Origin of the sequence: Brevibacillus sp. B_LB10_24 (assembly GCF_046036945.1) — a bacterium.
Lineage (GTDB): Bacteria > Bacillota > Bacilli > Brevibacillales > Brevibacillaceae > Brevibacillus_C.
Window position 1 is genome coordinate 1 of record NZ_JBJQOQ010000040.1, and the last position, 26004, is coordinate 26004.

General features: G+C 53.4%; 26 protein-coding genes and 1 riboswitch. Of the genes, 18 read left to right on the forward strand and 8 right to left on the reverse strand.

Annotated features, from left to right (window positions below):
- The first annotated feature begins 156 nt into the window (after positions 1 to 156).
- A riboswitch (Lysine riboswitch) is annotated at positions 157 to 346 on the forward strand.
- 116 nt (positions 347 to 462) lie between these two features.
- Positions 463 to 1926, forward strand: a complete 1464-nt coding sequence (locus tag ACI7RC_RS24175; RefSeq protein WP_408110740.1) for an amino acid permease — start codon at positions 463 to 465, stop codon at positions 1924 to 1926.
- 77 nt (positions 1927 to 2003) lie between these two features.
- Here ACI7RC_RS24175 and ACI7RC_RS24180 read toward each other — a convergent pair whose 3' ends face one another.
- Positions 2004 to 3401, reverse strand: coding sequence for a hypothetical protein (locus ACI7RC_RS24180; protein ID WP_408110741.1), 1398 nt, complete (start codon positions 3399 to 3401; stop codon positions 2004 to 2006).
- 206 nt (positions 3402 to 3607) lie between these two features.
- Here ACI7RC_RS24180 and ACI7RC_RS24185 point away from each other — a divergent pair, with 206 nt between their 5' ends.
- Positions 3608 to 4912: an AAA family ATPase gene (locus tag ACI7RC_RS24185; RefSeq protein WP_408110742.1), complete on the forward strand. Its 1305-nt coding sequence runs from the start codon at positions 3608 to 3610 to the stop codon at positions 4910 to 4912.
- Positions 4913 to 4929: 17 nt separating this feature from the next.
- Positions 4930 to 6633: a vWA domain-containing protein gene (locus ACI7RC_RS24190; protein ID WP_408110743.1), complete on the forward strand. Its 1704-nt coding sequence runs from the start codon at positions 4930 to 4932 to the stop codon at positions 6631 to 6633.
- 14 nt (positions 6634 to 6647) lie between these two features.
- On the opposite strand, the gene ACI7RC_RS24195 is transcribed toward ACI7RC_RS24190, so the two are convergent.
- The gene (locus ACI7RC_RS24195) at positions 6648 to 7523 is read right to left on the reverse strand and encodes a 5'-3' exonuclease (protein ID WP_408110744.1); all 876 of its coding nucleotides are present in this window, start codon (positions 7521 to 7523) and stop codon (positions 6648 to 6650) included.
- 134 nt (positions 7524 to 7657) lie between these two features.
- On the opposite strand from ACI7RC_RS24195, the gene ACI7RC_RS24200 reads away from it, so the two are divergent.
- The 8 genes from ACI7RC_RS24200 (at position 7658) to ACI7RC_RS24235 (ending at position 13010) form a co-directional block, all read left to right on the forward strand.
- Positions 7658 to 7999 (forward strand): DUF952 domain-containing protein, encoded by a 342-nt coding sequence (locus tag ACI7RC_RS24200; protein ID WP_408110745.1) that lies wholly within the window; start codon positions 7658 to 7660, stop codon positions 7997 to 7999.
- A 198-nt stretch (positions 8000 to 8197) separates the two neighbouring features.
- Positions 8198 to 8392, forward strand: a complete 195-nt coding sequence (locus ACI7RC_RS24205) for an alpha/beta-type small acid-soluble spore protein (RefSeq protein WP_019119536.1) — start codon at positions 8198 to 8200, stop codon at positions 8390 to 8392.
- Between the two features lie 265 nt (positions 8393 to 8657).
- On the forward strand, positions 8658 to 8942 hold the full coding sequence (locus ACI7RC_RS24210; protein ID WP_408110746.1) for a hypothetical protein: 285 nt from the start codon (positions 8658 to 8660) through the stop codon (positions 8940 to 8942).
- Positions 8943 to 9043: 101 nt separating this feature from the next.
- Positions 9044 to 10162 carry a threonine-phosphate decarboxylase CobD gene (gene cobD, locus ACI7RC_RS24215; protein ID WP_408110747.1) on the forward strand — a complete coding sequence of 373 codons (1119 nt, stop codon included), beginning with the start codon at positions 9044 to 9046 and terminating at the stop codon, positions 10160 to 10162.
- Entirely contained in the window at positions 10163 to 10717 is a 555-nt protein-coding gene (gene cobU, locus ACI7RC_RS24220; protein ID WP_408110748.1) for a bifunctional adenosylcobinamide kinase/adenosylcobinamide-phosphate guanylyltransferase, read from the forward strand.
- Positions 10718 to 10727: 10 nt separating this feature from the next.
- Positions 10728 to 11492 (forward strand): adenosylcobinamide-GDP ribazoletransferase, encoded by a 765-nt coding sequence (gene cobS / locus ACI7RC_RS24225; protein WP_408110749.1) that lies wholly within the window; start codon positions 10728 to 10730, stop codon positions 11490 to 11492.
- Positions 11486 to 12076: a histidine phosphatase family protein gene (locus ACI7RC_RS24230; protein WP_408110750.1), complete on the forward strand. Its 591-nt coding sequence runs from the start codon at positions 11486 to 11488 to the stop codon at positions 12074 to 12076. Before cobS ends, ACI7RC_RS24230 begins: the two co-directional genes overlap by 7 nt.
- A 118-nt stretch (positions 12077 to 12194) precedes the next feature.
- Entirely contained in the window at positions 12195 to 13010 is an 816-nt protein-coding gene (locus ACI7RC_RS24235) for a GTP pyrophosphokinase (protein ID WP_408110751.1), read from the forward strand.
- Between the two features lie 88 nt (positions 13011 to 13098).
- Here ACI7RC_RS24235 and ACI7RC_RS24240 read toward each other — a convergent pair whose 3' ends face one another.
- Positions 13099 to 13713: a lyase family protein gene (locus ACI7RC_RS24240; protein WP_408110752.1), complete on the reverse strand. Its 615-nt coding sequence runs from the start codon at positions 13711 to 13713 to the stop codon at positions 13099 to 13101.
- 162 nt (positions 13714 to 13875) lie between these two features.
- On the opposite strand from ACI7RC_RS24240, the gene ACI7RC_RS24245 reads away from it, so the two are divergent.
- Both ACI7RC_RS24245 and ACI7RC_RS24250 read left to right on the forward strand, forming a co-directional pair.
- Positions 13876 to 15114, forward strand: coding sequence for a D-alanyl-D-alanine carboxypeptidase family protein (locus tag ACI7RC_RS24245; protein WP_408110753.1), 1239 nt, complete (start codon positions 13876 to 13878; stop codon positions 15112 to 15114).
- Between the two features lie 149 nt (positions 15115 to 15263).
- Positions 15264 to 16706 carry a potassium/proton antiporter gene (locus ACI7RC_RS24250; RefSeq protein WP_408110754.1) on the forward strand — a complete coding sequence of 481 codons (1443 nt, stop codon included), beginning with the start codon at positions 15264 to 15266 and terminating at the stop codon, positions 16704 to 16706.
- A 12-nt stretch (positions 16707 to 16718) separates the two neighbouring features.
- Here the strand turns inward: ACI7RC_RS24250 and ACI7RC_RS24255 are convergent, their stop codons facing one another.
- Both ACI7RC_RS24255 and ACI7RC_RS24260 read right to left on the reverse strand, forming a co-directional pair.
- Entirely contained in the window at positions 16719 to 18089 is a 1371-nt protein-coding gene (locus ACI7RC_RS24255) for a sensor histidine kinase (protein ID WP_408110755.1), read from the reverse strand.
- A 36-nt stretch (positions 18090 to 18125) separates the two neighbouring features.
- The gene (locus tag ACI7RC_RS24260) at positions 18126 to 18806 is read right to left on the reverse strand and encodes a response regulator (RefSeq protein ID WP_408110756.1); all 681 of its coding nucleotides are present in this window, start codon (positions 18804 to 18806) and stop codon (positions 18126 to 18128) included.
- Between the two features lie 177 nt (positions 18807 to 18983).
- On the opposite strand from ACI7RC_RS24260, the gene ACI7RC_RS24265 reads away from it, so the two are divergent.
- The 3 genes from ACI7RC_RS24265 (at position 18984) to ACI7RC_RS24275 (ending at position 22252) form a co-directional block, all read left to right on the forward strand.
- A complete protein-coding gene (locus ACI7RC_RS24265; protein WP_408110757.1) occupies positions 18984 to 19787 on the forward strand; it encodes a C40 family peptidase in 804 nt (267 codons plus the stop codon).
- 457 nt (positions 19788 to 20244) lie between these two features.
- Positions 20245 to 21315 carry a branched-chain amino acid aminotransferase gene (locus ACI7RC_RS24270; protein WP_408110758.1) on the forward strand — a complete coding sequence of 357 codons (1071 nt, stop codon included), beginning with the start codon at positions 20245 to 20247 and terminating at the stop codon, positions 21313 to 21315.
- A 154-nt stretch (positions 21316 to 21469) separates the two neighbouring features.
- The gene (locus tag ACI7RC_RS24275; RefSeq protein ID WP_408110759.1) at positions 21470 to 22252 is read left to right on the forward strand and encodes an enoyl-CoA hydratase/isomerase family protein; all 783 of its coding nucleotides are present in this window, start codon (positions 21470 to 21472) and stop codon (positions 22250 to 22252) included.
- A 4-nt stretch (positions 22253 to 22256) separates the two neighbouring features.
- Here the strand turns inward: ACI7RC_RS24275 and ACI7RC_RS24280 are convergent, their stop codons facing one another.
- The 3 genes from ACI7RC_RS24280 to ACI7RC_RS24290 form a co-directional block, all read right to left on the reverse strand.
- Positions 22257 to 22856 carry a TetR-like C-terminal domain-containing protein gene (locus ACI7RC_RS24280; RefSeq protein ID WP_408110760.1) on the reverse strand — a complete coding sequence of 200 codons (600 nt, stop codon included), beginning with the start codon at positions 22854 to 22856 and terminating at the stop codon, positions 22257 to 22259.
- A 3-nt stretch (positions 22857 to 22859) separates the two neighbouring features.
- Positions 22860 to 23585: an MBL fold metallo-hydrolase gene (locus ACI7RC_RS24285; protein ID WP_408110761.1), complete on the reverse strand. Its 726-nt coding sequence runs from the start codon at positions 23583 to 23585 to the stop codon at positions 22860 to 22862.
- A 181-nt stretch (positions 23586 to 23766) separates the two neighbouring features.
- A complete protein-coding gene (locus ACI7RC_RS24290; protein ID WP_408110762.1) occupies positions 23767 to 24645 on the reverse strand; it encodes a DMT family transporter in 879 nt (292 codons plus the stop codon).
- Between the two features lie 97 nt (positions 24646 to 24742).
- On the opposite strand from ACI7RC_RS24290, the gene ACI7RC_RS24295 reads away from it, so the two are divergent.
- Both ACI7RC_RS24295 and ACI7RC_RS24300 read left to right on the forward strand, forming a co-directional pair.
- Complete coding sequence (locus tag ACI7RC_RS24295) at positions 24743 to 25456, forward strand: ArsR/SmtB family transcription factor (protein ID WP_408110763.1); 714 nt, start codon at positions 24743 to 24745, stop codon at positions 25454 to 25456.
- A gap of 41 nt (positions 25457 to 25497) precedes the next feature.
- A complete protein-coding gene (locus ACI7RC_RS24300) occupies positions 25498 to 25983 on the forward strand; it encodes an SRPBCC family protein (protein ID WP_408110764.1) in 486 nt (161 codons plus the stop codon).
- Positions 25984 to 26004 lie beyond the last annotated feature (21 nt).

Below are 26004 nucleotides of genomic sequence, written 5' to 3' on the forward strand. Positions count from 1 at the left end.
AGGGTCACTTTTTTCAAAGTGTCCTTCTTATGGGTCACAGTTCAACCCAACGGTTGGCGGCTTTTTTTCTGGCAAAAAAATTTGCTTGAAAAGAATTGATCAATTGATTACACTAAACTATGTTATAAATCAATTAAATAAGCAACCCTCATCAAACGGTGAGGTAGAGGTCGCGAATTTTAAGAGTCATTTGGGGAAGATGCCGAGAACATCAATGAACCCGAATAAAAGGAAAATTCGCCGAAGTTTGCCTGTTTTCTCTGGACAGGCGGGCTGGGGCTGCACTCGAAAGGGGCAGAACTGTCACGGTTCCGTCATACGGGAATCGTGGAGAGCTATCTTCAACGAAGGTATGGTGTGGTTAAGAGAATGCCGTCCATCACTTTTGGCGGTATTTTTTATTATCAACCCCTGCACCTCGTGAGAGATCTCGGAGAATAGAAAGAAGAGGTGTTTGTGAACATGAGACAAGAATCGCCTGATACATCCGGGCAATTGCAGCGGGGGTTAAAGGCAAGACATCTGACGATGATTGCTATCGGGGGGTCGATCGGGACAGGTCTGTTTTTGGCCAGCGGCGCCACGATCAGTGAAGCAGGTCCCGGCGGTGCGATCGTCGCCTACATGGCGATCGGGCTGATGGTCTACTTTCTGATGACCAGTTTGGGGGAAATGGCCGCGTACATGCCGGTATCCGGGTCGTTCAGCACGTATGCCAGCAAGTTTGTCGATCCGTCGCTGGGTTTTGCGCTGGGGTGGAATTATTGGTACAACTGGGCCATTACCATCGCCGTCGAAATCTCTGCAGGCGCACTGATTATGAAATACTGGCTGCCTGACAGCCCGTCGATTCTCTGGAGCGGCCTGTTTTTGGTCCTGATCTTTATGCTGAACTACTTGTCCGTCAAAGGGTACGGGGAATCAGAGTACTGGTTTGCCTTCATCAAAGTGGCGACGATCATCATTTTCCTCATCGTCGGGCTGCTGATGATTTTTGGCATCATGGGCACAGAAGCGGTCGGATTCCGCAACTTCACGACGGGCGACGCGCCATTTCACGGCGGATTTATGGCGATGTTCGGGATATTTATGATCGCCGGCTTCTCTTTCCAAGGGACCGAACTGGTCGGGATTGCCGCTGGGGAGAGCGAAAATCCCAGGAGAAATATTCCTCGGGCGATCAGACAGATCTTTTGGCGCATCCTGCTGTTTTACATTCTGGCCATTCTGGTGATCGGCTTGTTAATCCCGTACGACAGCCCGAATTTGATCAGCGGCGACGTGGACAGCGTGGCGATGAGCCCGTTTACCCTTGTCTTTCAAAAAGCGGGGCTGGCCTTTGCCGCCTCGGTGATGAACGCTGTCATTCTTACGTCGGTCCTCTCCGCCGGAAATTCCGGGATGTATGCTTCGACGCGGATGCTTTGGGTACTGGCCAAAGAGGGACACGCTCCCAGGTTTTTGGCAAAGCTGAATTCACGCGGCGTTCCGCTGAACGCCCTGCTTGCCACCACGGTTATTGGAGCACTCGCGTTTTTGTCTTCGCTGTTTGGCGACGGGGCCGTCTATATCTGGCTGCTTAATGCGTCAGGCATGTCCGGCTTTATCGCCTGGCTGGGTATCGCCGTCAGCCACTACCGTTTCCGCAGGGCATACCTGGCACAAGGGCATCAGCTTGCCGAATTGCCGTTTCGAGCCAAGTGGTTTCCGATTGGGCCAATCTTTGCCTTTGCCATTTGCCTGATTGTGATCCTGGGGCAAAATTATCAGGCGTTTCTGGGCGGAAACATCGATTGGAACGGAGTGCTGGTCTCCTATATCGGCCTGCCGATGTTTTTGATCGTGTGGCTGGTGTACAAATTCGTCAAAAAGACCAAAGTTATTCCATTGGATCAATGCCAGCTGCAAGATGATCAGACCGCATAGATAACAGATGAACAGGCCGTGCACTTCCGGGAGATCCGGGTGCCGGCCTTTTTTTTCTTGGTGAAAGGGGCGGGGGCTCACATCAGGAACATGGCGACAATCGTCGTCACGACGAGCCCGATCACGACCGGCAGCAGGTTGCGGCGAGCCAGTTCAAACGGGCTGACGTTGCAGATCGCCGCCGCCGGGATCAATGCCCAGGGGATGATCGTTCCGCCGCCGACCCAAATGGCGGCAATTTGGCCCAGCGCCGTCAGCGTGGCGATACCGGTGCCAAGCGCGTGGGCAAATAACTGGGCGACTGAACCCGCCAAGGTAATCCCGGAGAACCCGGAGCCGTCAAGGCCGGTGATGACCCCTACTGTCGTCAAGGTCACAGCGGCAACTTCCTTGTTCAGCGGGATCGCGTTGGCAAGGGCGACACCCAGGTCGTTGACGATGCCTTGCGACCCTGAAGGCAGCACTTCTCCGAAGACCTGTGTGAAGCCGCTGTCCCCCATGTAAAAGAAAGCAGCGATCGGGATCACTGGACCGAATACCTTGAAGCCGAACTGAAAGCCTTTGATCAGGCATTCCGTCGCCTGTTCAAGCCCCTTTCCCTTGTAGGCCAGGAGGACCGATAACAGCAGGATCAGCAGGGCTGTTCCGCCGACCAGCGCGGTGGCGTCGCCGCCTTTTAAGTCAAACCAGAACATGGCAAGCACATCCAAGAGGAACAGGAGCGGAACGAGCACTGCCAAGCCCCGGCGCATGCCGGCTGACAGCAGGGCTGGCTGGCTTTTGCCGGACGGCTCTGCTGTCATATCTGCAGTTTGACCGACAGAGAGTCTGCCCCGTTTCAAATCCCGCCGAAGCAGCCAAAAGGCAGTGATGGTAGTGACTGCCCCCATCACGATCACCAGCGGGACACTCGCCTGGATGACATCTGTGACAGGGATTCCGGCGGCTTTTGCCGTCAAGGTCGGCGCCCCCTGAATGATAAAATCACCGGACAGAGCAATTCCGTGTCCGAACAGGTTCATGGCGATCGCCACGCCGAGCGCAGGCAGTCCCGCCCGGATCGCCACCGGCAGCATTACTGCCCCGACCAGAGCAACACCGGGCGAAGGCCAGAAAAACCAGGATATGACCATCATGACGAATCCGATCACCCAATAGGCGAGGGTCGGATTGCGAACGAGTGATGCCATCGGGCGAATCATCGTTTCATTGACGCCGGTCTCCGTCAGGACGTGGCTCATCGCGACAATGATGCATATCACGAGAATCGTCGGCAACAGCTCCGTGATCGCGTAGATGAAGCTGCCGAAAATTCCGCCAATAGCGGTGACCAATGAGCCTGTAGCCGTGAGACCGAGCAGCATGATTCCGAGGATGCTGACAAGACTGGTGTCCCTTCTGGCAACCATCATGCCGATAATGACCAGGACGAACAGGACGTAGATGCCGTGCAACCAGACGAGATCGACACCCATATGCATACCTCCTTCAACTGAAAAACGGGAATCATCTGCTTTACCCTATGCATTTCAATAGGCATGGGTGATGGCGGATCGCCCCGGCATCGACTAGCTTTTTTAGCGGAGTTATGACACTATAAAGGATGTATAGAAAGCATACATGCACATAGGAGGAGAGGCGCCCCTGTGCCTGGCGGGATGCGGGCGCGGCGCCGACATAGATGAAGACTGACACAGCAAAGCTACAAGCAAAACTGGTGCAGGCGATTGAGCTGTTGGAGAAGCGGTTTTTGGAGCGAAGCGAGCTGATCCGGCTGCTGTTTTTAGGCATGATGAGCGGTGAAAACGCATTGCTGATCGGCCCCCCCGGCACAGCCAAGTCACAGTTGGCCCGGTCGCTGGCCCAGTTGTTTGGGACGGAGCACTGGTTCGATTACCTGCTGACCCGGTTTACCACGCCGGATGAAATCTTTGGTCCGGTTTCGCTGCAGCAGTTGAAGCAGGATCAGTACGTCCGCAAGACCGACGGTTACCTGCCGACGGCCCAGTTCGCTTTTCTGGATGAAATTTTCAAGGCGAACAGCGCGATCCTCAACGCGCTGCTATCCATTTTGCATGAACGCGTCTTTTTTAACGGACGGGAGCGGGAAGAGGTTCCGCTGCTGTTTTTAATTGCGGCCTCCAACGAGCTGCCCGACGAGTACGAGCAGCTAGCCGCCCTTTACGACCGCTTTTTAATCCGCTACGAAGTCCGGTATCTGCAGACCGCTTCCAGTTATGAAGCGATGTTCCAGCTTCCGGCTGAACCGCTGCCGGTACTCTTCTCGCTATACGACGTAAAGGATATTCAAGCAGCGGCAAAGCAGGTGACGATCCCGGAATCGATCGTCTACTTTCTCTACCGCTTGAAGCAGGATTTGGAAGAGAAGGATTTTACCCTGTCAGACCGCAGGTGGAGCAAGATCGGCCACGTCTGGAAAACGTCTGCCGCCTTGAACGGACGCGAGGTCGTAAACGCCTGGGATACCGTGTATACCCCGCACATGCTGTGGGAGGTGCCGGAGGATTTGGAGGCCGTGCAGCAGGTATTCGACGCCCGTTTTACGGAGCTGTTGAAAGCCGAAGTGCAAAATGAACTGCCGCTGCGCCGGTTTAAGCAGGTGGCAGACAAGTGGCTGGACAAGGAAGCGGATCTGCACGCCTTCCAGTTTAAAAAGGAAATCGGCTCCCGGCTCGGCAAAGAGGCTCAGGAGGAGTACCGCATGCTCCTGGAGGAAAGCCGTCAGGAGGTAGAGGAGACCGCCCGCTTGCTCCGCGACAAGCTCGTCGACTGGCAGGCCAAGGAGCGGGATCTGGCCGGAATGATCCGCAAGAAGAATTTTTTGCTGCTGCAGATGGAAAAGTATACGGTTAAATACGCCCATCTGCGAATCGAAGGGGAGCGGATTTTACAGATGCTGCAGGGGTTTTACCGGACGGTGTTCGACCGGGAGATCCCCGGTGCGGAGTACGATTACACGCTGTAGCATGCAGGAGGCAAAAGATGATCATACGCTGCCATCGCGTCGACCAGTATGTGTTCGACGCGTATTTTCATTCGTCCCGGGTCGCGATCGAGTGGATCGAAGAAGCCAAGCAAAGGACTCCCTGGCTTGATCGGGACCTGCTGGCTGACTTTTTCCTTTGTTTTTTCCTGGAGAATCCGGAAATAGACGAAACCCAGGACGTCCCCCTGTTCCACCGCTGGATGGTGCGCAATCTGTTAAAGCAGTACTTTTTTCACAGCATTCATCCGCGGACGGTCAACCAGGAGGCTGCCGCGTTTAAAACGGCAGTCAAAGCGCTGATGTGGCTCAGCGAATCCTTTGCCGAAGAAGCCGCCAAGCGCGAGAAGGAGCAGGCCGCAAACACAATCGGACTGCAGGGCGAACAGGGAGGACAGGGCGAGGAATCGTTTGGCATCAACGAGCATTTGACCAAGGCGCAGCTGGAAAAGCTTCAACTGGTCGGCTACACGCTCCAGTACGGCAAGCGAAGCATCGAAGAGCAGGAACAAAAAAGCGATACGAAGCCGCTGGTTGAAGCGGAAATCCGCGCGCTCCGCGAGCGGATCCAAGAGGCGCAAGAGGAGATGAAGACGCAGTTCACCAAGCGAGGCAAGCTGCAGCAGAAGCTCAAAAAGCTGAAAGAAGAGCTGTCACAGCGGGAGAAACAGCAGGAGAGGCTCTCTCGACAGGAGCGGGAAGCACTTGCTGCGATTGAGAGTGAACTGGGGGGATGGCTGGGCCAATCCCTGCAGGCGGCATTAGGGGAACAGGACGATGAGACGCTGCTCGTCGATGAACTGCTTCAGGCCAGCCAGCGAATTGCCAACCGCCGCTGGGGAACGGAGCTTGGGAAGCTTCGCCGGCAAACGTATGAAAAGTATCTCCAGTGGGTTAACAAGTTAAAGCGGAATCCGGAGTTGATCGCCTTCCTTGAGGACGTCGGCCGCAGCGTGCAGCAATTCCGCGTCAAGCGCAGGGAAATCCGCTCCCGAAACATCCCTGAGGAATACTTTGACCTGCGTCAGTCCAATGATGTATCGCACATGCTGCCGAGTGAAGCCGTTCTCCTGGCCGACCCGGATCTGGAGACGTATTTTTCCTTAAAATGGGTGGAGCAAAAACTGTTTACCTATGACGCCAGCGGTTGGACCGAAGAACCGCCGAAAGGTCCGGTCATCTGTATGCTGGACACGTCCCACTCGATGCGCGGCGGCAAGCTTCGGCTCGCCCAGGTGTTCGTCATGACGTTTGCGGCACTCTGCCTGCTGGAGCGCCGCGACTTTTACCTGCTGCTGTTCGGGGCCAGGGGGGAGCTGATCGAGCAGCCGCTGTACCACCGCCGGCCTGACTGGGAAGCGTTCTACGCCTTGGCCCGAATGGCTTTTGGCGGCGGGACGCACTTTGATGCGCCGATGAAACGCGGAATCCAGATTGTCGAGCAGAATCCGGCGTTTCAAGGTGCAGATCTGGTCATGGTAACAGACGGAATCGGGGCGATTTCCCCCTATGTACAGGCGATGCTGGCCGATGCCGGAGGACGCAAACAGCTCAGGCTGCATACGCTGTTGATCGGCTCGGCCCGCCAGCATCTCGTCTCCCGGTACGACATTCACGGCGTCTCCCACCGGATTCGCTTTGCTGCCAGCTGGGAGAGTACCGAAGAAGAAAATACCGGGCTGCTGCTCGATGTTTTCGGTTAAACGCAGCCGGAGCGTCAGACGACCCGCTTCAGCAGGGTAGGTCCAAATTCCAACTCAGCAAATTTTTCCGCCACACGCTCCCGCTGGTAATTCCATGCCGCTTCCTCGAGCGACAGTTCAACCGGAACATCGCATAAAATCGTCGCAAGCTTGCGGCTCAAATAGACCTGTTCGCGATATTCACCCAAGCGGTCGCGCAGTTTACCCGAGATCTTGTCCAGATTGTCGTACAGCACGTCAACGCTGCCGTATTCGCGAATCAGCTTGAGCGCGGTTTTTTCGCCCACTCCCGGGCAACCCGGGATGCAGTCCGAAGCGTCTCCCTGCAGCGCTTTCAAGTCGATTACCTGCTGCGGGGTGATGCCGCGAAGCTCAAGCAGGCTGTCCGGTGTGTAGTGTTCGTGTTTTCCGCCGTTTTTCAGTATCTTGACACTCACCTGCGGGCCGACTAACTGCAGGCTGTCGTAATCCCCGGTTGCGATGATGACCTGATGACCGTCAGCGGCAAAGCGCGTGCTGAGCGTTCCCAGGATGTCATCCCCCTCAAACCCGGGACAGCCGACGCTTGGCACAGAAAACGCGTCGGTCAGTTCCTTTACCAAGTCAAATTGCGGAACAAGCTCCTCAGGGGGGAGGGCCCGGTTCGTTTTGTACCCGTCATACCACTGGCTGCGGACCAGCGTCTCTCTGGATGCGACGTCCCAGCCTACGGCGACATGGGTCGGCTGAGTCAGCCCAACGTAATCGAGCATCATCTTGGTAAAGCCGTAGACGGCATTGGTGTAGACGCCTGACGTCGTCTGCCGGACGCTGCCGCCCCACGATGAGGCGTAGAAGGCGCGAAACAGGAAGCTCATGCCGTCGATAAGCAATATGGTATGGTTGTTCACAGTCAAACCCCTTTCCGAAAAACCACGTTAACTTGTCTATTATAGCATGTCCGCAGCGAAAAGAGGGAAATCCGTCTGGCGGGCCCTGCCGCTTCGCGATACAATAAAAAACAAACGAATGAGCAGGAGGACGTATGGAAACGATATACTGTCTCGTACCGGCGGCATACTGGCAGGATTATGCCGGAAAAACGGAATACATACCGCGCGATTACGCCGAGGAGGGGTTCATTCACGCCACAAAAGGTGATGATCTGCTCGTCAAAGTGGCCAATCGCGTCTACCGCGATTTTACAGGTGAACTGTTGGTGCTGGTGATCGACGAATCCAAAGTTGCTGCAGAGATCAAATACGAGCAGGCTAAAGACGGTCTGCTTTACCCGCACATCTACGGTGCCTTAAATCAGGATGCCATCATTCAAAACCGCAAAATGGTGAGGAAAAGCGATGGATGGAGGCTGGGAGACTGGGTGTAAAACGGCTCGCTTAACAGATATTGCTTCGCTGATGCAGGTATTTGAACGCTTGGACCGAGGGATGATAGTAACACCAGACGCCTTGCTGCGGCTGGCGAGACGGTTGCCATCGTCTCTCGGTCCCTTGGGAGGAAGCCTGACGGCTGACGGTGCAAATCCGTCCCGGGAGAAAAAATTCTGCTTAAGGAGGCAAAACAAATGGCTAACAACGGTAGCAGCAACAACCTGTTGGTTCCGCAAGCGAACGCAGCCCTGGATCAACTGAAGTACGAAATCGCCGCAGAATTTGGCGTACAGCTTGGCGCAGATACGACCTCCCGTCAGAACGGTTCTGTTGGAGGAGAAATCACCAAGCGTCTGGTAAGCTTCGCCGAACAACAACTCTCCCGTTAACCAAACTGAATAGCTGGATGAAGGATCCCTGCGGGGATCCTTTTTGCCTTTTTCTCGAAAAACAGGCAGAATGACGAACCGTCTTTCTGGACTAGTCATAGGATACAGTGTTCATACTCGTGTTTTGGAGGAGGTGGAGTAGATGTCCCGGTGTGGATTTGACGACTTTTTAATCGTATTAGTCCTGTTCATCCTGCTCGTCATCGTTAGTACGACTTTAGATTGCTAACTGACGCATCCATGAGAGATGGGAGTTGAAGCCAACATGGTTAAAAAAGATAGAAAAAAATTGTTGCGCGATCATCCGGAATTTTCTGCATGGATACAACAACACCCTGACAGAGTCAAGACAGTCCGTAGAAATCCTGCTTCCATACAGCAAATGTTTTCAGAATGGCAGACCGCCAACCAGCGTAAACGCTTATTTACTTCATTTGATTTTGGTCAATTGGCTAGCAAGGCCAGACGGATCTCTGAAGTGCTGGAGAACATGAATGCTGTCATGGGGATGATGGCGGAAGTCGAAGCGGCGAAAAAACAAAACAACTAAAGATGGGCACTTTTTCCGGTGCCTATTTTTTATGTAAACATAGTTTGGAAATCCCTTCCCTGAGGCAGAGGCTTGTGCTACCCTAGGTAATGATGAGAAACATGAAACAGGAATGGGGATTGCCGATGGCACAAGTAGAGAGACACGGACACGGCGGCGATTTATGGTCTGCCGGGGAAATTTTTGGGGTAAACCCGCTGGATCTGCTTGATTTCAGTGCCAATATCAATCCCCTGGGTCCGCCGGACGGACTTTTTGCAAGGCTGGCACAAGCCCTGCCGGACATTACCCGCTATCCCGACCCTACCTGCCGGACATTTCGCCGCAAGCTGAGCGGACACCTGGGGGTTGCCCCGGAACAGCTCCTCATCGGCAACGGGGCGGCAGAATGCCTCCAGCTTGCCGTGACGGCACTTGCCCCAAGGTACGTCGGATTGGTATATCCGTCCTTTTCCGAATACGAAAGCGCAGCGCGAAAAGCCGGCTGCGAGATTATACCGCTGTATACGAGTGCAGAACAAGATTTTTTGCCGGAAACGGATCAGCTGCTCGCCTTAATCGACAGATCCGACATGGTGTTTTTGGGATATCCCAACAACCCGACTGGCAATCACCTGCCGATTGCCGCACTGCTGGAAGCCGCCCGGACTTGCTCTTCGCACAAGACATATTTGTGCGTCGATGAAGCGTTTATCGATTTTTTGCCTGATGGAGAGGCGCTTTCGCTGCTCTCTCGATTGAATGAATTTCCCTATCTCATCGTATTTCGCTCCTTGACGAAAATGTATGCGATTCCGGGTCTGCGATTAGGCTTTGCGGCCGCCTCCGAATCGGTGATTGCCCGCATGGCCGAAAAGCAGATTCCTTGGAGCGTCAACCACCTGGCACAGGTCGCAGGCGAATACCTGCTTGAGGATAAGGACTTTATCGTTACGTCACAGCAGTTTACAGCTGCGCAGCGGGAGAGTTTGGCTGCTTCCCTGGCGCAAATAAACGGCGTACGGGTCTTTCCAAGCCGGACGAATTACCTGCTGCTCCGCGTGGGCGGGGTATCGTCGTATGATCTGCAGCAACGGCTGGCGGCACACGGCATGTTGATCCGAAATTGCAGCATGTATCCGGGGCTTGAGGACGGCTATGTGCGAGTGGCCGTCAAAGGGGATGCGGAGAACAGGCGTCTCGTGAACGCATTGGCCCAGGCTCTTGAAGGAGAGAGGTAAATGAGCATCTTGTTTGTCTTGGGAGGAATCCGCTCCGGCAAAAGTGCGTTTGCTGAACAGCTGGCTGCAAGGTCCGGCGGTGACTCAGTCTTGTACGTCGCAACCGGTCAAGCGTGGGACAAGGAGATGGCCGAGCGGATCAAAAACCATCAAATACGCCGCCCGGCAAGCTGGCAGACGCGTGAAGAGCCGCTTGCTTTGTCCGACATTGCGACGGACGGCATCAATGTACATACCGTACTGCTGGAGACGTTGTCCGGTTGGGTGGCCAACCTGCTGTTCACCTATCCGGAAGAGAAGTGGGGGTGTCCGCAAGCTGCCGGCGAGATACGCGAACGGGTAGAGCAGTTCTTAAAGCATTGCGCGTCGTCTACCCGGCACACCTGGGTGATTGTCAGCGATGAAGCCGGCCTCGGCGGCGTCGCAGCCACACCTCTCGGCAGGGCTTTTCAGGATCTCGTTGGAGATGCGAATCAACTGGCGGCAGCCCTTGCCGACGAAGTGTATTTTGTGGCAGCAGGTTTACCGCTGCTGTTGAAGGGTAATAAGGAGTAGATTGTGTACAATGAATGCCTTTTTGCAGGCTTTGACGTTTTTGACCAGGCTGCCAGTGAGATTTCATCCGAAACCGGAGGCTTGGCCTCGCAGCACCGCCTTTTATCCGCTGGTCGGCCTGATCATCGGTCTGGCGATTAGCGTGCTCTCATGGGTCAGCCACCTGGCTTTTCCTTCCTTTTTGGCCAGCGTGATCACGTTGGCCGGGTGGATTTGGATCACTGGCGGGCTTCATCTCGACGGCTTGATGGATGTGGCTGACGGGATCGGCTCCGCACGCTCCCGCGAGCGGATGATCGAGATTATGAAAGACAGCCGTGTCGGGGCAATGGGTGTGATCGCGGCGATCGCTATACTCTTGGTAAAAGGAGCGGCCATCGACGGATTGGCTGCGCCCGCAAGCGGGCATCTGCTCCTTGCCGCCATCCCGCTCTTGTCCCGGACTGGTTTGCTGCTTTCGATCCGTCACTGGCCGTACTTGCACGAACAATCCGCCGGCATGGCCCGTTCCCTCAAGGCGGGACTGACGTTGCAACGCTATGCGGCTTCCCTTGCGCTTGCCGTGTTGGCTGTATGGCTGCTGACAGGTTTTTGGGCTTGTGTCGTATTATTGCCCGCTTGGCTGATCTTTGCCTGCCTGTTCAACCGGATGATCACAGCCAAGCTGGGCGGGCTTTCCGGGGATGCGTACGGAGCTTTGGTAGAGGGAAGCGAAGCTGTGCTGCTGGCGATTGGAGCCGCTTATCTGCATCTCGGGGGGAGTGTCGGATGGTGACGCTGGTCTGGGCCCGGCACGGGGCAGCGGCGGAAAATAGGCAGAAGCGCTACATCGGCCATCTAGACGTTCCGCTTTGCGAAGAGGGCAGGGAGCAGGCTGCAAGGCTTGCCGACCGGCTTGCAGAGTGCCGCCTGCGTGCGGTTTACACCAGTGACTTGCGGCGGACGGAGGAGACAGCAGCGATCATCGCTGCCTGCCATCCCCGGGTTTCTGTCAGCAAAACGCCCCTTCTGCGCGAATTGTCATTTGGCGAATGGGAAGGATTAACATATGACGAGATCGTCAGGCAAGATCCCGATTTGCTGACGAGGTTTTACGATGATCCCTGGACCAACCCGCCGAACGGCGGCGAGTCGCTGGTCCAGATGCAGCATAGGTTGGATGCTTTTATGCATCACTTGCTCGCCAGGCACCAGCGCGGCACTGTGCTGATCGTCAGCCACGGAGGGGTCATTCGACTGTTTTATGCTTTATACCTGATGCAGGATCGCAGTAAACTGTTCGCATTATCCATATCGCATGGCGAGTACCTTCGGTGTACGGCGGAACAAACCATGGATGGATGGCGCTATACCTGGTGAAAATTTCAGTAAAATCTAGAAAGAGTAACCAGCAGCAGGAAATTTCCTTCCATGTGTTGAAATTTTTTATTTGTAGAATTCTGCTGCCTGGTTTTCGGGCAGACGGAGGTTAGCACAAATGAATGCACAAGTCCCGAAAAAAGTACTCAATAGTCTGGTACATTTTCTGGCACCGTACGAACAAGCCGTAGAAGAATTAAAGCTGAAACTGAAAGGCATCAAATACGGCTTTTTAAAAAGCGGACGATATTCGCCGATTGAATTCGTCGTCGGACGGGTAAAGAAAATGGACAGCCTTTTGAAGAAGGCGCGTGAAAAGGGGATCGATTTACACCGCGACAACTGGGCCCAGGAGCTTGCCCAGGAGATAACGGACATCGCCGGACTGCGAATCGTCTGCCGCTACATTGATGACGTCCGAGAGGTTTTGGCGCTGCTGCATGAACGGGAAGATCTCGTCATCCACGATGTGAAGGATTACATCTCCAACCCAAAAGAATCCGGATACCGCAGTATCCATATGATCGTTTCCTACACTGTCTATCACGGCAGCGACAAGAAGACGCTGTTTTGTGAAATTCAGATTCGTACGCTTGGCATGAATTTTTGGGCGACCAATGAACATGAGCTTCGGTATAAGTACGCTGGAAATATGCCAGAAAATGTATTGAGGCAGCTAAATGAGGCCTCTACCATCACCCACCAATTGGATGAGCTGATGAACAGCCTGCGTCAGGAAATCCTGGCGCCAGCGCCGATCGATACGTCGATGGAAGAAAAACTGGAGGAGATTTTCTCCTTGTTTGTCAAGCAGGATGTGGAATCTGCTGAAAAGATGTACCGCGATCACCTCAGCGGCTACGAAGACGCATTCCGCGACAATCCAAAATTCCAGATGATTTACGAATTGATCGGGAAGCGGTTTGGCCATTAATAACAGCTAATAAAAGCGCCTTCTGCCAACGTAAAAAGGCTTTTGGCTTGCAATCAATTTTTCCGGGTTTAACAGCTGGCTGAGCTGTTCAGGGGGGAAGCAGTGTCCCGTACGGCCACATCCTTGATCGTTTTCTCCCCAACGCAAAAGCGGTTTTGGAGATCGCCGCCGCTCTTTCGTAGCCAATGGCCGGATTTAAAGAAGCAGCCAAGGCTAAACTATGTTCAACATAGTACCTGCACCGGTCCTCGTTGGCGATCAGCCCGTCGACGCACCTGGTGTGGAAAACTTCGATGGCATTGGCTATGATACTGATCGAATGCAGCAGATTGTAAGCGATCACAGGAATCATGACGTTGATTTCCTGCTGTGAGTCCATGTCCGCTGCTGTAATCGTCGCATCGTGCTTACGCTTATCGCGGCAGACGATGACCTCATTCGCGTTCATGTTTTGGGAAGTGCCGGCTCCGGCCCGGAACACGTCGACGACAAACTGAACGTCCCGCTTCCCATCGATCACCTCTTCTGCAGCCTGCACGATGAACTTGCCAAGTTCTTCAGGCAGCGCTCCTACTGCCCTATTGGCCTGTGCTGCCGCAGCCTTGATTTTTCCCTGAGATTTGATGAATTCCCGCGGCAGACGAAGTCCGCTTATCGAAGAAATTTTCCACCGTGCGCTGGGTATGCGCGTCATAGTAGACATCGGCCGGAACCCTGACCTCGTCAAGCGTATCCCTGCTGACTTAGTATTCCATGAAATGACAACCACCTCTCGAATAGGGTTTTTCCTTTTCTTTGTAACTTGTCCTTGGCTATGTATTATTGGTAAAGTGTTTTTTGACTTTCAAGAAAGGATTACAGACCCATGCGACTACTCTTACTCTGTCTATTTCTGCTTGCAAACCTGTTGGCATTTGTACCGGGACAGGCCGTACACGCACAAGGCGACGACCAAATGACCCCGGAGATGATCGATGGACAATCAGCCATTTTGATAGACGGCACCACTGGGACCGTTCTGTTTGAAAAGGATCCCGACGTTCCGATGTATCCCGCCAGCATCACGAAAATCGCCACCGGGATTTACGCGATTGAAAACGGCAATCCTGACGACATCGTCACGGTATCGAAACGTGCCCGCGGCGAAGAGGGCACACGAGTCTACCTCGCAGAAGGCGAGCAGGTAACGCTGCGAAAGCTGGAATACGGATTGCTGATGAATTCGGGCAACGACGCAGCCACTGCCATCGCGGAACATCTGGAGCGCAGCAATGAAGCCTTTGCCGAAAAGTTGAACGCGTTTTTGAAAGAGAAGGTCGGAGTGACCAAAACCCATTTTACCAATCCCCACGGGCTGCACGATCCCGACCATTACACGACCGCTTCGGATATGGCCAAGATCGCCCGCTACGCGATGAAAAACCCTACTTTCCGGGAGATCGTCGCGACGAAGACCCTGCCGTGGGACGGCAAGGAATGGAAGACGACGATTGTCAATCACAACCGGCTGCTCTGGGATTACGAGGGGGCGACGGGAATCAAAAACGGATTTACGGACGAAGCGATGCATACGCTGGTCATCTCAGCCAAGAGGGGAGATACCGAACTGATCGCCGTCACGTTGAAGGCAAGCTCGAAGCAGGCGACGTATCATGACACGATGAGCATGCTCGACTACGGCTTTGCCCATTACGAGACGAAAAAGGTGGCAGACGCCGGGCAGACGTATACGATGAAGTCGGTTCTGCCGGATCAGCAGCCGCAGATCTTCTACACGGACGAGCCTCTGTTCGTGACGGCCCCAAAAGGGGAAACACTGGAGGCGGAGGCGGCGATCAACGGAGATTTGATCGTCCGGGGGGATTCGGGCTTTACCGCAACCCTGCCACTGAAGCAAAAACAGCAGCCGGTAGTACATGCGGCACCCAAACCCGTACAACAGAAAAAAGTGTCCCTTCTGCCCCATTACCTCCTTTTCTCCACCTGGCTCTTGTTAAATCTGCTGCTGGTCGCTTATACTTACCTGCGAGTCAAACGCAGACAAAAAGAGCGGCTGTCGATGCAGGCCCGGCTTCATCAGATGCATAGGCGCGCCAACTCGTAAAACACGACAGGTTCCTGCATGCGGGAACCTGTTTGTTTCTTCCATTTTACTCCTTTCCTGTGCTAAAATATAAAAGATTTTATGCAATAGACTTGTAGAAGCAGCTGCTATTTTCCTTTTTTATGTTCTCACCAATGCGAGGTGACCTGATGGAATTTACGATTACGAATGTCATTTTACTGTTTGCCGTCCTGCTGGTGATTGCCGTCATTACCACGAAATTTTCCTCCCGCTTAGGCCTGCCGTCTCTTGTTTTTTTCATCGCTGTCGGCATGGCCCTCAATCACTACATCTATTTCGACAATGCCTACCTGGCCCAACTGTTTGGGATTTTGGCCTTGATTGTGATTCTATTCGAAGGAGGCCTGACCACCAAATGGTGTCACGTGCGAAAAGTGCTGCTCCCGTCTGCTTCGCTCGCGACGATCGGGGTCATTGCAACAACGCTGATCATCGGTTTTTTCGCGACCTATATCCTTGAGCTGGAATGGCTCGAAGGAATGATGTTCGGTGCGATCGTCGGTTCAACGGATGCCGCTGCGATTTTTGCCGTCCTCGGGAACAAGAATATTCGCACCAAGCTGAAGGCGACGCTGGAAGCGGAGTCCGGCTCCAACGACCCGATGGCCATTTTCCTTACGGTATCGTTTATCACCCTCATCCAGTCTCACGAGATGAATTTCCTGTCCCTGGTGTTGAGCTTCTTCTGGGAGATGGGCATCGGCCTTGTTCTGGGGCTGCTCTGGGGCAAGGTAGCCGTCTGGATGATCAACAAGATCAACCTGGATTCCTCGGGCCTCTATCCGGTGCTGTCCCTGGCTTTAGCTGTTCTGACGTACAGCACGGTGTCCTTCGTCCACGCCAGCGGACTGCTTGCCGTCTACGTAATGGCTATTTTTGTCGGCAACTCTGATCTGACTTACCGGACTTCCATCATTCGCTTCAACGAAGGCTTCGGCTGGATGATGCATATCCTGATGTTTATCCTGCTCGGGTTGCTGGTGTTCCCGAACCAACTGGTCAGCATCGCCTGGCAGGGAATGGCCCTTGCGCTTCTCTTGATGTTCGTAGCCAGACCAATCGGGGTGTTTTTGTCGATGATGTTCATGAAGTACTCGTTTCAGGAAAAAGTGTTCATCTCATGGGCGGGATTGCGGGGAGCGGTACCGATCGTTCTCGCTACTTTCCCGTTGATAGCGGGGTTGGAGCACAGCCAGATGATCTTTAATGTCGTCTTCTTCGTCGTGTTCACCTCGGCTCTGTTCCAGGGCGCGACCATCTCTGTGCTGGCGCAAAAACTGGGGTTTACCGGGGAGACAAAGGCCCCCGCGCCTTACAGCCTGGAGCTGGTGTCGATCGGCAGGACGAACAGCGAGATCGTCGAAATGACCATCGAAGAAGGATCAGCCGTGGTCGGAAAGGAACTGCGCGAGCTTGAACTTCCCGAGGATACGCTGATCACGGCAATCATTCGCGGCAACAAGATCGTGACGCCCAGAGGAACGACGTCACTGCAGGCGGGCGACATCCTCTACGTGCTGGTCACGAAGGCTCAGCGGGAGACGGCCAAACAAATCATTCTGGAGGGCTAGGGGAGATAAGGCTTACGGCTGTACAGCGGGCAGCTTTACGTGCACATCTGTTCCGCCGGCAGGGGGTGAGTTGATGGAAATCGTCCCCCCGTGGGCTTCGACAATGGAATGGGCGATGGCCAAGCCAAGACCGCTGCCGCCCTGTTCCCGGTTGCGGGAGGTTTCCACGCGGTAAAATCGTTCGAACAGATGGGGGATTTTCTCCTCGGGTATGCCCATCCCGGTGTCGATGACATGCAGATGGATCCACCCCGCATGGCGATGGGCGGTTACCCGCACTTCGCCTTCTTTGGTATACTTGCGGGCGTTGTCCAACAGGATATCCAGCAGTTGGCGGATTTTCTCTTTGTCGACAGGGGCGGAGAGCGGCTCGTCCCACTCAAAAAACAACGCTACCTGTCTGACATACACCGTGGACCAGGCCAGCTTCGTCTCCTCCAGAATGGGGATCAGCGACTGCAGCTCGATCTGATAAGCCTGGACGGAGCTGTTTTGCAGTTTGGCCAGACGCAGCAAGTCGTCGATCAAGCGAAACAGGCGCGTGCATTCATGGCGCATCGCTGTCAGGGCTTCCTCCCGCACTTCCTCCCGCTCCTTGCCCCATCGCATGAGAAGGCGCAAATACCCTTCGATAATCGTCAGCGGCGTGCGGAATTCATGGGATGCGTCATCGATAAACTGTTTTTGTTTGGCCATGGCTTCCTCGACACGCTTTAGCAGCGTATTGAAAGCGACAATCAGTTCGTCGATCTCCACCATGTTAGAGTTCACTGGGATCGGGTGGATCAACTGGTATTTGTTCATCGTGTGGATTTGCGAGATAAAGCGGGTGAGCGGGCGGAGGCCAAGCTGCGTCAGCCAGTAGCTGCCAAAGACAGAAAAAGCGAGAATGCCGATGGAAGCCAGTGACAGGGTGATCAGCAGGTAGTGAAAAAACGGCAAAAACGGCTCCAGGCTTTGCAGAATCGTGATCTGCAAGGGACCGCTGTACCCGGGCAGGTTGATGGTTTGGCTGGTGACAATCACATTTCGATATGCCTTTTTTTGACTTTCCTTCCATCCGACGCCAGGGAAGGCAGCCAGGACTTTCCCTTCTGGCGAAACCAGGAGAATGGACTGATTGACATCCGAATAGAGCGACAGTGTTTGTGTCAGGTCGGCGAGCCCAAACACCGGATTTTCAATCATCGCGGCGGTCAGGTCGCTGCGGATCGACTGGCCCTTCTGTTCCAACAGCCGCTGCTCGTGCTGATTAAACAGCTGTGTCGTGTTGATGTAGACAAAAATGGAGAAACTGAGCAAAAAGACAAACATTCCGCAGGAGAGAAAAAAGGTCAATCTCCAAGCGAGTGATTGGTGAGTAGGAAATAATCTGATGGCCATCAACCCATTCGCCCTTTCTTCACTGCGGCTTTCAGGTTACTCGCGGAGGGAGTATCCGATTCCTCTGATCGTATGGATGAGCTTCGGCTCGTCATCCCGCTCGATTTTTCCTCGCAAATAGCGAATGTAGACATCTACCACGTTCGTGTCCCCCGTAAAATCAAACCCCCAAACGGCCCGCAGAATCTGCTCGCGGGACAGGGCTTGTCCCTGATTTGTCGCCAGGTACAAGAGCAGATCAAACTCCCTTGGCGTCAGCATAATCTCTTCATCGCGAAAGACCCTCCTCGCCTGGGGAGAAATAACGAGATTGCCGATGACGATTTCTTCCAGCTCTTTTTGTTCCTGCCTGCGGATATGGGCCCGGATTCGAGCGAACAATTCTTCAATTGCAAATGGTTTCGTTACGTAATCATTGGCTCCGCTGTCCAAACCGGCGACCTTGTCCGGAATCTCGCTGCGCGCAGTCAACAGGATGATCGGCACGCTTTTGGTTTCGCGTATGCGCCTGCACACCTCGAGTCCCGACAATTGAGGCAGCATGATATCCAGTAAGATCAGATCGTAGTCGTTGTCCAATGCCTTTTGTATGGCGCTTACGCCATCATGGGAAACCTCCACGTCATACCCCTCATGGGTCAATTCCAGCTCGAGATATCTGGCCAGATTGACTTCGTCTTCCACCAGCAGAAGGTAGCCTTTTGATGCTTCAGACATGGGTCACCGCCTCGATTTCGTCTGCTCGTTTTCAAAAGGTAGTATGACCGATTATCGGAAAATATTGCATGGTATTCTCAGATAACTTTAATCTGGCTATTCAGCTAATCTCATTTTCCTCCGGTAACATGAAAAATGTGAACAAGCGATTATACCAAATAAGGGAGATGAGAAGTTATGAAAAAAAGGAACTGGAAAACAGGTACATTGATGGCTGTCTTGGTGGGGGCTTCCTGCTTAATGACGGGACAAGCTTTCGCCGAATCAAACAGCTCTAATCATCATGAAGGCTCCCATACCTACAAATACCAGCTGCAAAAACAGGTCCAACTGGACGGTCGACAAGAGAATGACGACAACACGTTAGATACCAACTCGCTTTACTGGCAAATCATTACCCGGTCTTATGCAGATGGTCAAAATCTTGACATATCCAATCCATCAGACAATACATCCAATTCGGTCGAGACCGATAACCCGCAAACTCCTGTCGAGGCTCCTCAAGCAGCCCAGGATTCATCGACGCTGAACATTAATTCTATAAAAAGTGCGGTCAAGACGCCAAAAGCAAACACTCGGGGCCAACAAATCATTAAAGCAGGGGAAAAGTACATGGGAACGCCGTACAAGTTTGGCGGAGGCCGTAAGAATAAATCGACCATGGACTGCTCCGGTTTTACGATGATCGCCTACAAGGAGGGAGCCGGCATTGACCTGGGGAAAGGCGGAGCGAGATCCCAGTACAAACAAGGGACTCCGATTGCCCGTAAAAATCTGCAGGTAGGAGACCTCGTCTTCTTCTCCACAAAGGCAACGATGAAATATCCGGCAGGTTCGATCAACCGGATTGGACACGTCGGGATTTACGCAGGGAACAATAAAATCCTCCACACGTACGGTAAACCAGGTGTCACCTTCAGCAGCATGGCAAGCGGCTGGTGGGATCAACACTACGTCGGTGCCGTCCGCATCACCAAGTAAAATGGCAGAATAGTGAACAGCCAATTCCCGGATAACAGGGGATTGGCTGTTCTTATGCCGTCTGCTCCAAGCTCAGTCGTCGATAGGCAAAGATTGGTCTAGGTGGGCAGCAGGGAATAATTGCATTTTGGTTGTATTAGGTATAAACTATTGGGTAGATGAATCGCCATTCCTAATGTCAAAAGCAAGAAGGTGGAAACAGCTCCAAAACGGGAAACAGTCACGGAGGTTTTTCCAAACCGGTGTTTCTGCAGCTTTGGAGAAAGGGAAGAGAAGAGGAGAATAAGTTTGGATGAACAGGTTTCACGATGATGCAGATGGAAGTAAATGGTTGAATTTGACGATGGTAAGTCATTTTTTTTAGGTAATGAATGGCGGAAATTTCAGACAATACCAACACTTGCATGTAAGCAAACGAAATGATTTTTACGAATATAATCAAGGAGATGCAGCCTAGATGGACCGTTCGCTTGAAATTGTGATTAGCGAGGAAAAAAAATCAATACCAGAGCCCGACAAACTTGGATTCGGAAAGTACTATACGGATCATATGTTTATATTGGATTATACAACGGAAAAAGGGTGGCATGAGCCGCGAATCGTCCCTTATCAGCCGATTACGTTAGACCCGGCCGCTAAGGTTTTTCATTACGGTCAGACCGTGTTCGAAGGATTGAAAGCATACCGGACCCAAGAAAACCGGATTCTCTTGTTCCGGCCGGACATGAATATGAAAAGATTGAATCGTTCGAATGATCGTTTGAGCATTCCTCCGCTTGACGGAGAATTCTTGATCGAGGCCTTGAAAAAATTGGTGAGCATTGACAAGGAATGGGTACCGGCGGCAGAAGGCACGTCCCTGTACATCCGGCCGTTTGTCATCGCGACCGAACCGACGCTTGGCGTCAATCCGTCAAACCACTACAAATTTATGATCATCATGTCGCCAGTTGGCTCGTACTATGAAGAAGGCATTCATCCGGTTAAAATTTATGTGGAAGACCATTACGTACGTGCCGTACCGGGCGGGACAGGAGCGGCAAAAACAGCTGGTAACTACGCAGCCGGCCTGAAGGCGCAAGAGGGAGCAACCGATAAAGGGTATTCCCAAGTCCTGTGGTTGGACGGCGTTGAAAGAAAGTACATCGAAGAAGTCGGAAGCATGAATGTCTTCTTCAAAATCAACGGAGAAGTCATTACCCCGGCATTGAACGGAAGTATTCTGGACGGGATTACCAGAGATTCTGTCCTTCAGCTGCTCCGGCACTGGGGCGTTCCTGTATCGGAACGGAGAATCTCGATAGAGGAACTGCAGCAAGCATACGAAAACGGCACGTTGGAAGAGGCATTCGGAACGGGGACCGCTGCCGTTATTTCTCCTGTCGGCGAACTGTTTTGGCAGGGGCAAAAAATGGTCATCAACAACGGAGAAACGGGCGAATTATCGAAGAAGTTGTACGACTCCTTGACAAGCATACAAAACGGCACTCAGCCCGATCCTTTCGGCTGGACCATTCCGGTAGAGTAAGGGCGAAAAAAAGAAAAAAGCAGTCTGGAGCATTTCAGGTCCGGCTGCTTTTTCTTACTGTATCAGATTGTTTAAGCTTCCGTGAATCAGCATCCTGATGCAGCATGATATCTTTTAGAAGCTTTTCTTATAGGAAAATGAGAGGGGTTATGTGATGAAGGCGTTTCGTACACTTCTTGCGGAACAGACGGTTCCTGGCATCTTGTGGATCACCTTGAATCGGCCGGAGAGATTAAACGCCATCGATGAAGAAATGATCACAGAATTGCATCAAGCGGTAAGCGAAATTGAAAAGGGCTGCCCCGAGACGTATCGCGCCGTCATTCTTTCCGGAGCGGGTCGCAGTTTTTGCAGCGGCGCGGATCTGGCTGCATTTCAAGCGAAAACGCAGGAGGATAAAAAAGCCCTGAAGACGTATATCTCGAAGTTTCACTGGTTTGCCCAACGCTGGTATGAACTGCCGCTGCCTACCATTGCCTGTATGCACGGACATGCGGCAGGGGGAGGAGCCGCTCTTTCGCTGCTATGTGACATCCGTCTGGCCGCCCCGGATACGAGCATCCGCTTTTCGTTTTCCCAGATGGGTCTCATTCCCGATCTGGGTTCGCATTACCTGCTGCCGCAGCTGCTGGGAAGAGCGAAGGCATTGGAGTTATTGTATCTGGGCACCCCTGTAGCGGCCGATGAGGCGCTTGACATGGGGTTGGTCAATCATGTTCTGCCCGAAGAACAACTGGAGCAGCGGGCAATGGAGATGGCCCAGCAGGTGGCAAGCGGACCGTTTGACGTATTCAGAATATCCAAACAATTGATGCAGCAAGGGATGAACTCCTCACTGGGCGATGTTCTGGAGCAGGAAGTGATGCACCAGACGAACCGGTTTACAAGCGAGGAGTTTCAAACCGCTTCCCGCCAATTTTTTAGGCGTAAAAAGTAGACGCTTACAGCTGCCGGCTTTCGTTTGGGGCCTCATCATCACGCATCTTGTGAATGCCCGCCAAAAAAGCATCAAGCAGCAGTTGAAAGCTTTTATCCAGATCCAATGGAAGGCCGAACCCGCCCTTCTGCTCAAGCGATGCGAAGCCGTGGAGAATGCTTCGCAGTCCGCGAACGGCGTGGAGGGCGGCATCGTCAGCCAAGTCGTAAGCACTGAAGGTATTCACGATCAGCTTGACGATTTTTTCGCCTGCATCCGCTATCTCCGGGTCGCCGGGATCGGCTGCGCGCAGGGTGAGTTCGTATAGGCCGGGACGGGAGCGTGCGAAGGCCAGATACGCTTTCCCCAGGGCCCGGACGGCATCGTCGCCGGCGAGATCGGCTGCCGAGCGGCTCAGTTTTTCAAAAAGCTGCGCCAACCCGTAGACGGACAACTTCTTGCGCAATCCCGGCAGACCGTCGATATGGTTGTAAAGCGATGGAGTGCGAATGTTCAATTTCCTGGCGAGCAGGGCCAGCGTGACATGATCGAAGCCATGTGTGTCAGCGAGCTCCGCAGCCGCTTGCAGCAGGGTCGTCTGATCCAATCCGATTCTAGGTGACATGATTTATGCTCCTTTCCCGTTTTTAGCGAGGGTTCTTTCTGCTGTGAGAATGGCGGAGTCGATCGCTTGAAGCGGATCATCCAGCATCCGCCCGTGTCCGACAGCCAACAGGGTCGGGAGGCATTCCCTCAGTTTGCGGGCGCTCGCCAGTGCCGCTTGCCGGTTCCACGTCGCCAGTGCGGGAAAGGGGAACAGTGGTTTGACCTGCCCGGATACAGCCGTGCCGCCTCTTGTCTGCATGGCGTCACCCGCGATCATAGCCCGGCTGCGCGTATCGAGAAACGCCATCGACCCCGGCGTATGGCCCGGTACGGCTACTGCCAACAGCGATCCCACTCGATCTCCGTCGGCGAGCGTCACGTCTGCCCGCGTCTTCAGCTTTTTGGGAACTCCGCCGCGGATCGGCGTATTCGGTTCTCCGGGATCGAGTGAAACGTCTCCGGACAGCAAGCGGGCGTCGCGGGCGGAGATGTAGACCGGGACGTCGGGCAGCGTTTCCTTCAGCGCGTCAAGCGATCCGACATGGTCGTCGTGCGCATGGGTCAAGACAATCCGGGTGATCGGTTTGCCGATCTGCCGGGCTGCATCAAGAATCCCGTTCTTGCTAAATGGCAGGGCGGCGTCGATCAGCGTAAGCCCGTCATCCTGTTCGACCAAATAGCAGTTGACGGGAAAAATACGTGGCAAAAACGAAAGCTGGTACAATGCTCCCAGTCGCGTGATTTTCATGAAGAATAACCTCTTTTCAGAAAACTAATATCGTTAGTTTTAATTTAAACTAATGACATTAGTTTTTGCAAGCAGAAAATTTTTTATTTCTGGGTCGGACTGTTCGTGGACAGCAGCAGTCTTCGTTGCGGAATCAAGACCTGACGAAAGACCGCTGCTTTCCCCACCCGCCAGCATTGTTTCACTTCACATTAGCCTGCTGGAGTTTCTGGCTTGTCGGTGTCCAGTTTGTGAGAAAAATTCCGATCAGAATGAAAAAACCTCCCGCATAAACTTGCCATTGGACAACTTCTCCGAGCAGCATCCATCCGCTCAAAACGCCAAAAAACGGCGCCAAAAACAAGAAGGCACTCGTCTTTCCCGGATCGCCTTGACTGAGCAGGTAGTACCATGCGGCAAACTGCACAATCGACCCCAATATCGCGAGGTAGAGAACGATCCCGATCGACGCTGGTGTGATGACCAATTTGGGGGTCTCCAGGGTCACGCCCATCAGCAGCAAGACAAGTCCGCCGAACAGCATCTGGTATGCGGTCAGCGCCCAGATGTCAAACCGGGCTCCCCATCTCTTCACCAGGATCGTAGCTGCTGCCCAGAACAGCGCTGAACCCAATCCCAGCCATGTGCCGATCTGGATCTGCAGATGGAATCCGAGCGTCACCACCACTCCCAAAAATCCGATCAGAACCCCGACCCATTGGGAAAACCGATACTTCATCTTCAGTAGCCACGTTCCAAACATGACGACGATGAGCGGGTTGACAAAGGTGAGAATGGAGGATTCACCAGCCGTAATCGTTCGCAAGCTTAAAAAAATGCAGCCCATCACTCCGGCGGTCTGAAAAAGTCCTACCAAAAGCACTCTCGCCCAATCGCGCCCGGACGTCGGCAGCCGCTTCTTTTTCACCCAAAGAGCCATGAGCACCCCGGCAAGCGTAAAGCGGATGCCGACGAGAAGCAGCGGCGAGATGTAGGCCAAACCCAGTTTTCCTACCGCAAAGGAAGAACCCATCAGGGAGGTGGCAAGGACGACGAGCATTCCGTACAAAACAGGATTCATACATTCCTCCTCAGCAAGATCATGATACAGAAATTGTATCATGATGACGATTCGGTTATGATCGAAGTATGAATGTTATTTCAGGGGGTGTCGGGATATGAGTGCCAATCCCAATATTGCCAAGGTAGCGGCTCTGATCGGTGACACGTCTCGCGTCGCGATGCTTGTCAGCCTGCTTGGAGGAAAAGCCATGCCAGCCAGCGAGTTGGCCCGTACCGCCCGAATCTCACCGCAAACCGCCAGTACCCACCTGGCCAAAATGGTGGAAGGCGGCCTGCTTGTGCATGAGACCTACGGCCGGCATAAGTATTTCCGGCTGGCAAGCAGCGAGGTTGGACACGCGTTGGAAGCGCTGCAAGCCATTGCCCCTGTCAAACCGGTGAAATCCCTCCGCGAGTCAGAGCAGATGAACGCCCTGCATTTTGCCCGTACCTGTTACGACCATCTGGCGGGCAAAATCGGCGTCGCTCTGACCGACCGGCTGCTGGAATTAGGGCTGATCGAGGAATCCGGTAAAGATTACGTCTTGCGTGAAGCCGGCAAAAAGCGACTGCAGGATTTTGGGGTGGATGTGGAACAGAACCCTAAAAGCCGCCGTTTTTTTGCCCGCAAATGCCTGGACTGGAGCGAGCGCCGGCACCATTTGGCGGGGAGCCTGGGGGCTGCCTTGACAAGACGGCTGTTCGAGCTAGGGTGGATCGAGCATTTCCCCGACGGACGGGCTGTACGGCTGACTGATGCCGGAATCAAAGGGTTATTCGACGAATTCGGGGTATGCTTGCAAGACGAAGTGGTGCAGAAGCAAAGCTAAAACGCAGTGAGACTTCGATCCAATGAATAGGAGGAAAAGCCATGCTGGCGGATATTAAGAAAACGGAAGACGGTTATATCGCGCGATTTGAGCGTCATTTCAGGCATTCTGTCGAGGAAGTCTGGGCGTTTCTGACAGAGAATGAGAAACTGGCAAAATGGTTCTCCGAGCTGCAGGTAGAAGATCTTCGCGAAGGCGGATTGATCAAGTTTGACATGCAGAATGGCACTTTTATTGATATGAAAATACTGGAGCTTTCCATGCATTCGGTTTTGGAATACACCTGGGGCGATGACATCGTTCGCTTCGAGCTGTATCCAGAGGCAGACGGCTGTCTGCTGGTCTTGATCGAGAAGCTCAAGGTGATGACGGATCACACCCCGAAAGATCTGGCCGGCTGGCATGTATGTCTCGAAGTCATTTCTGCCCTGTTGGATGGCAGGACAATAGAGTCCCGCAAGGCCGAATGGGAAAAGTGGTATGAAAAATACGTTAGGGCAACAGCCCAGGTCGCGAAGAAAGATTGAAGATGTTATGGTATACACGGG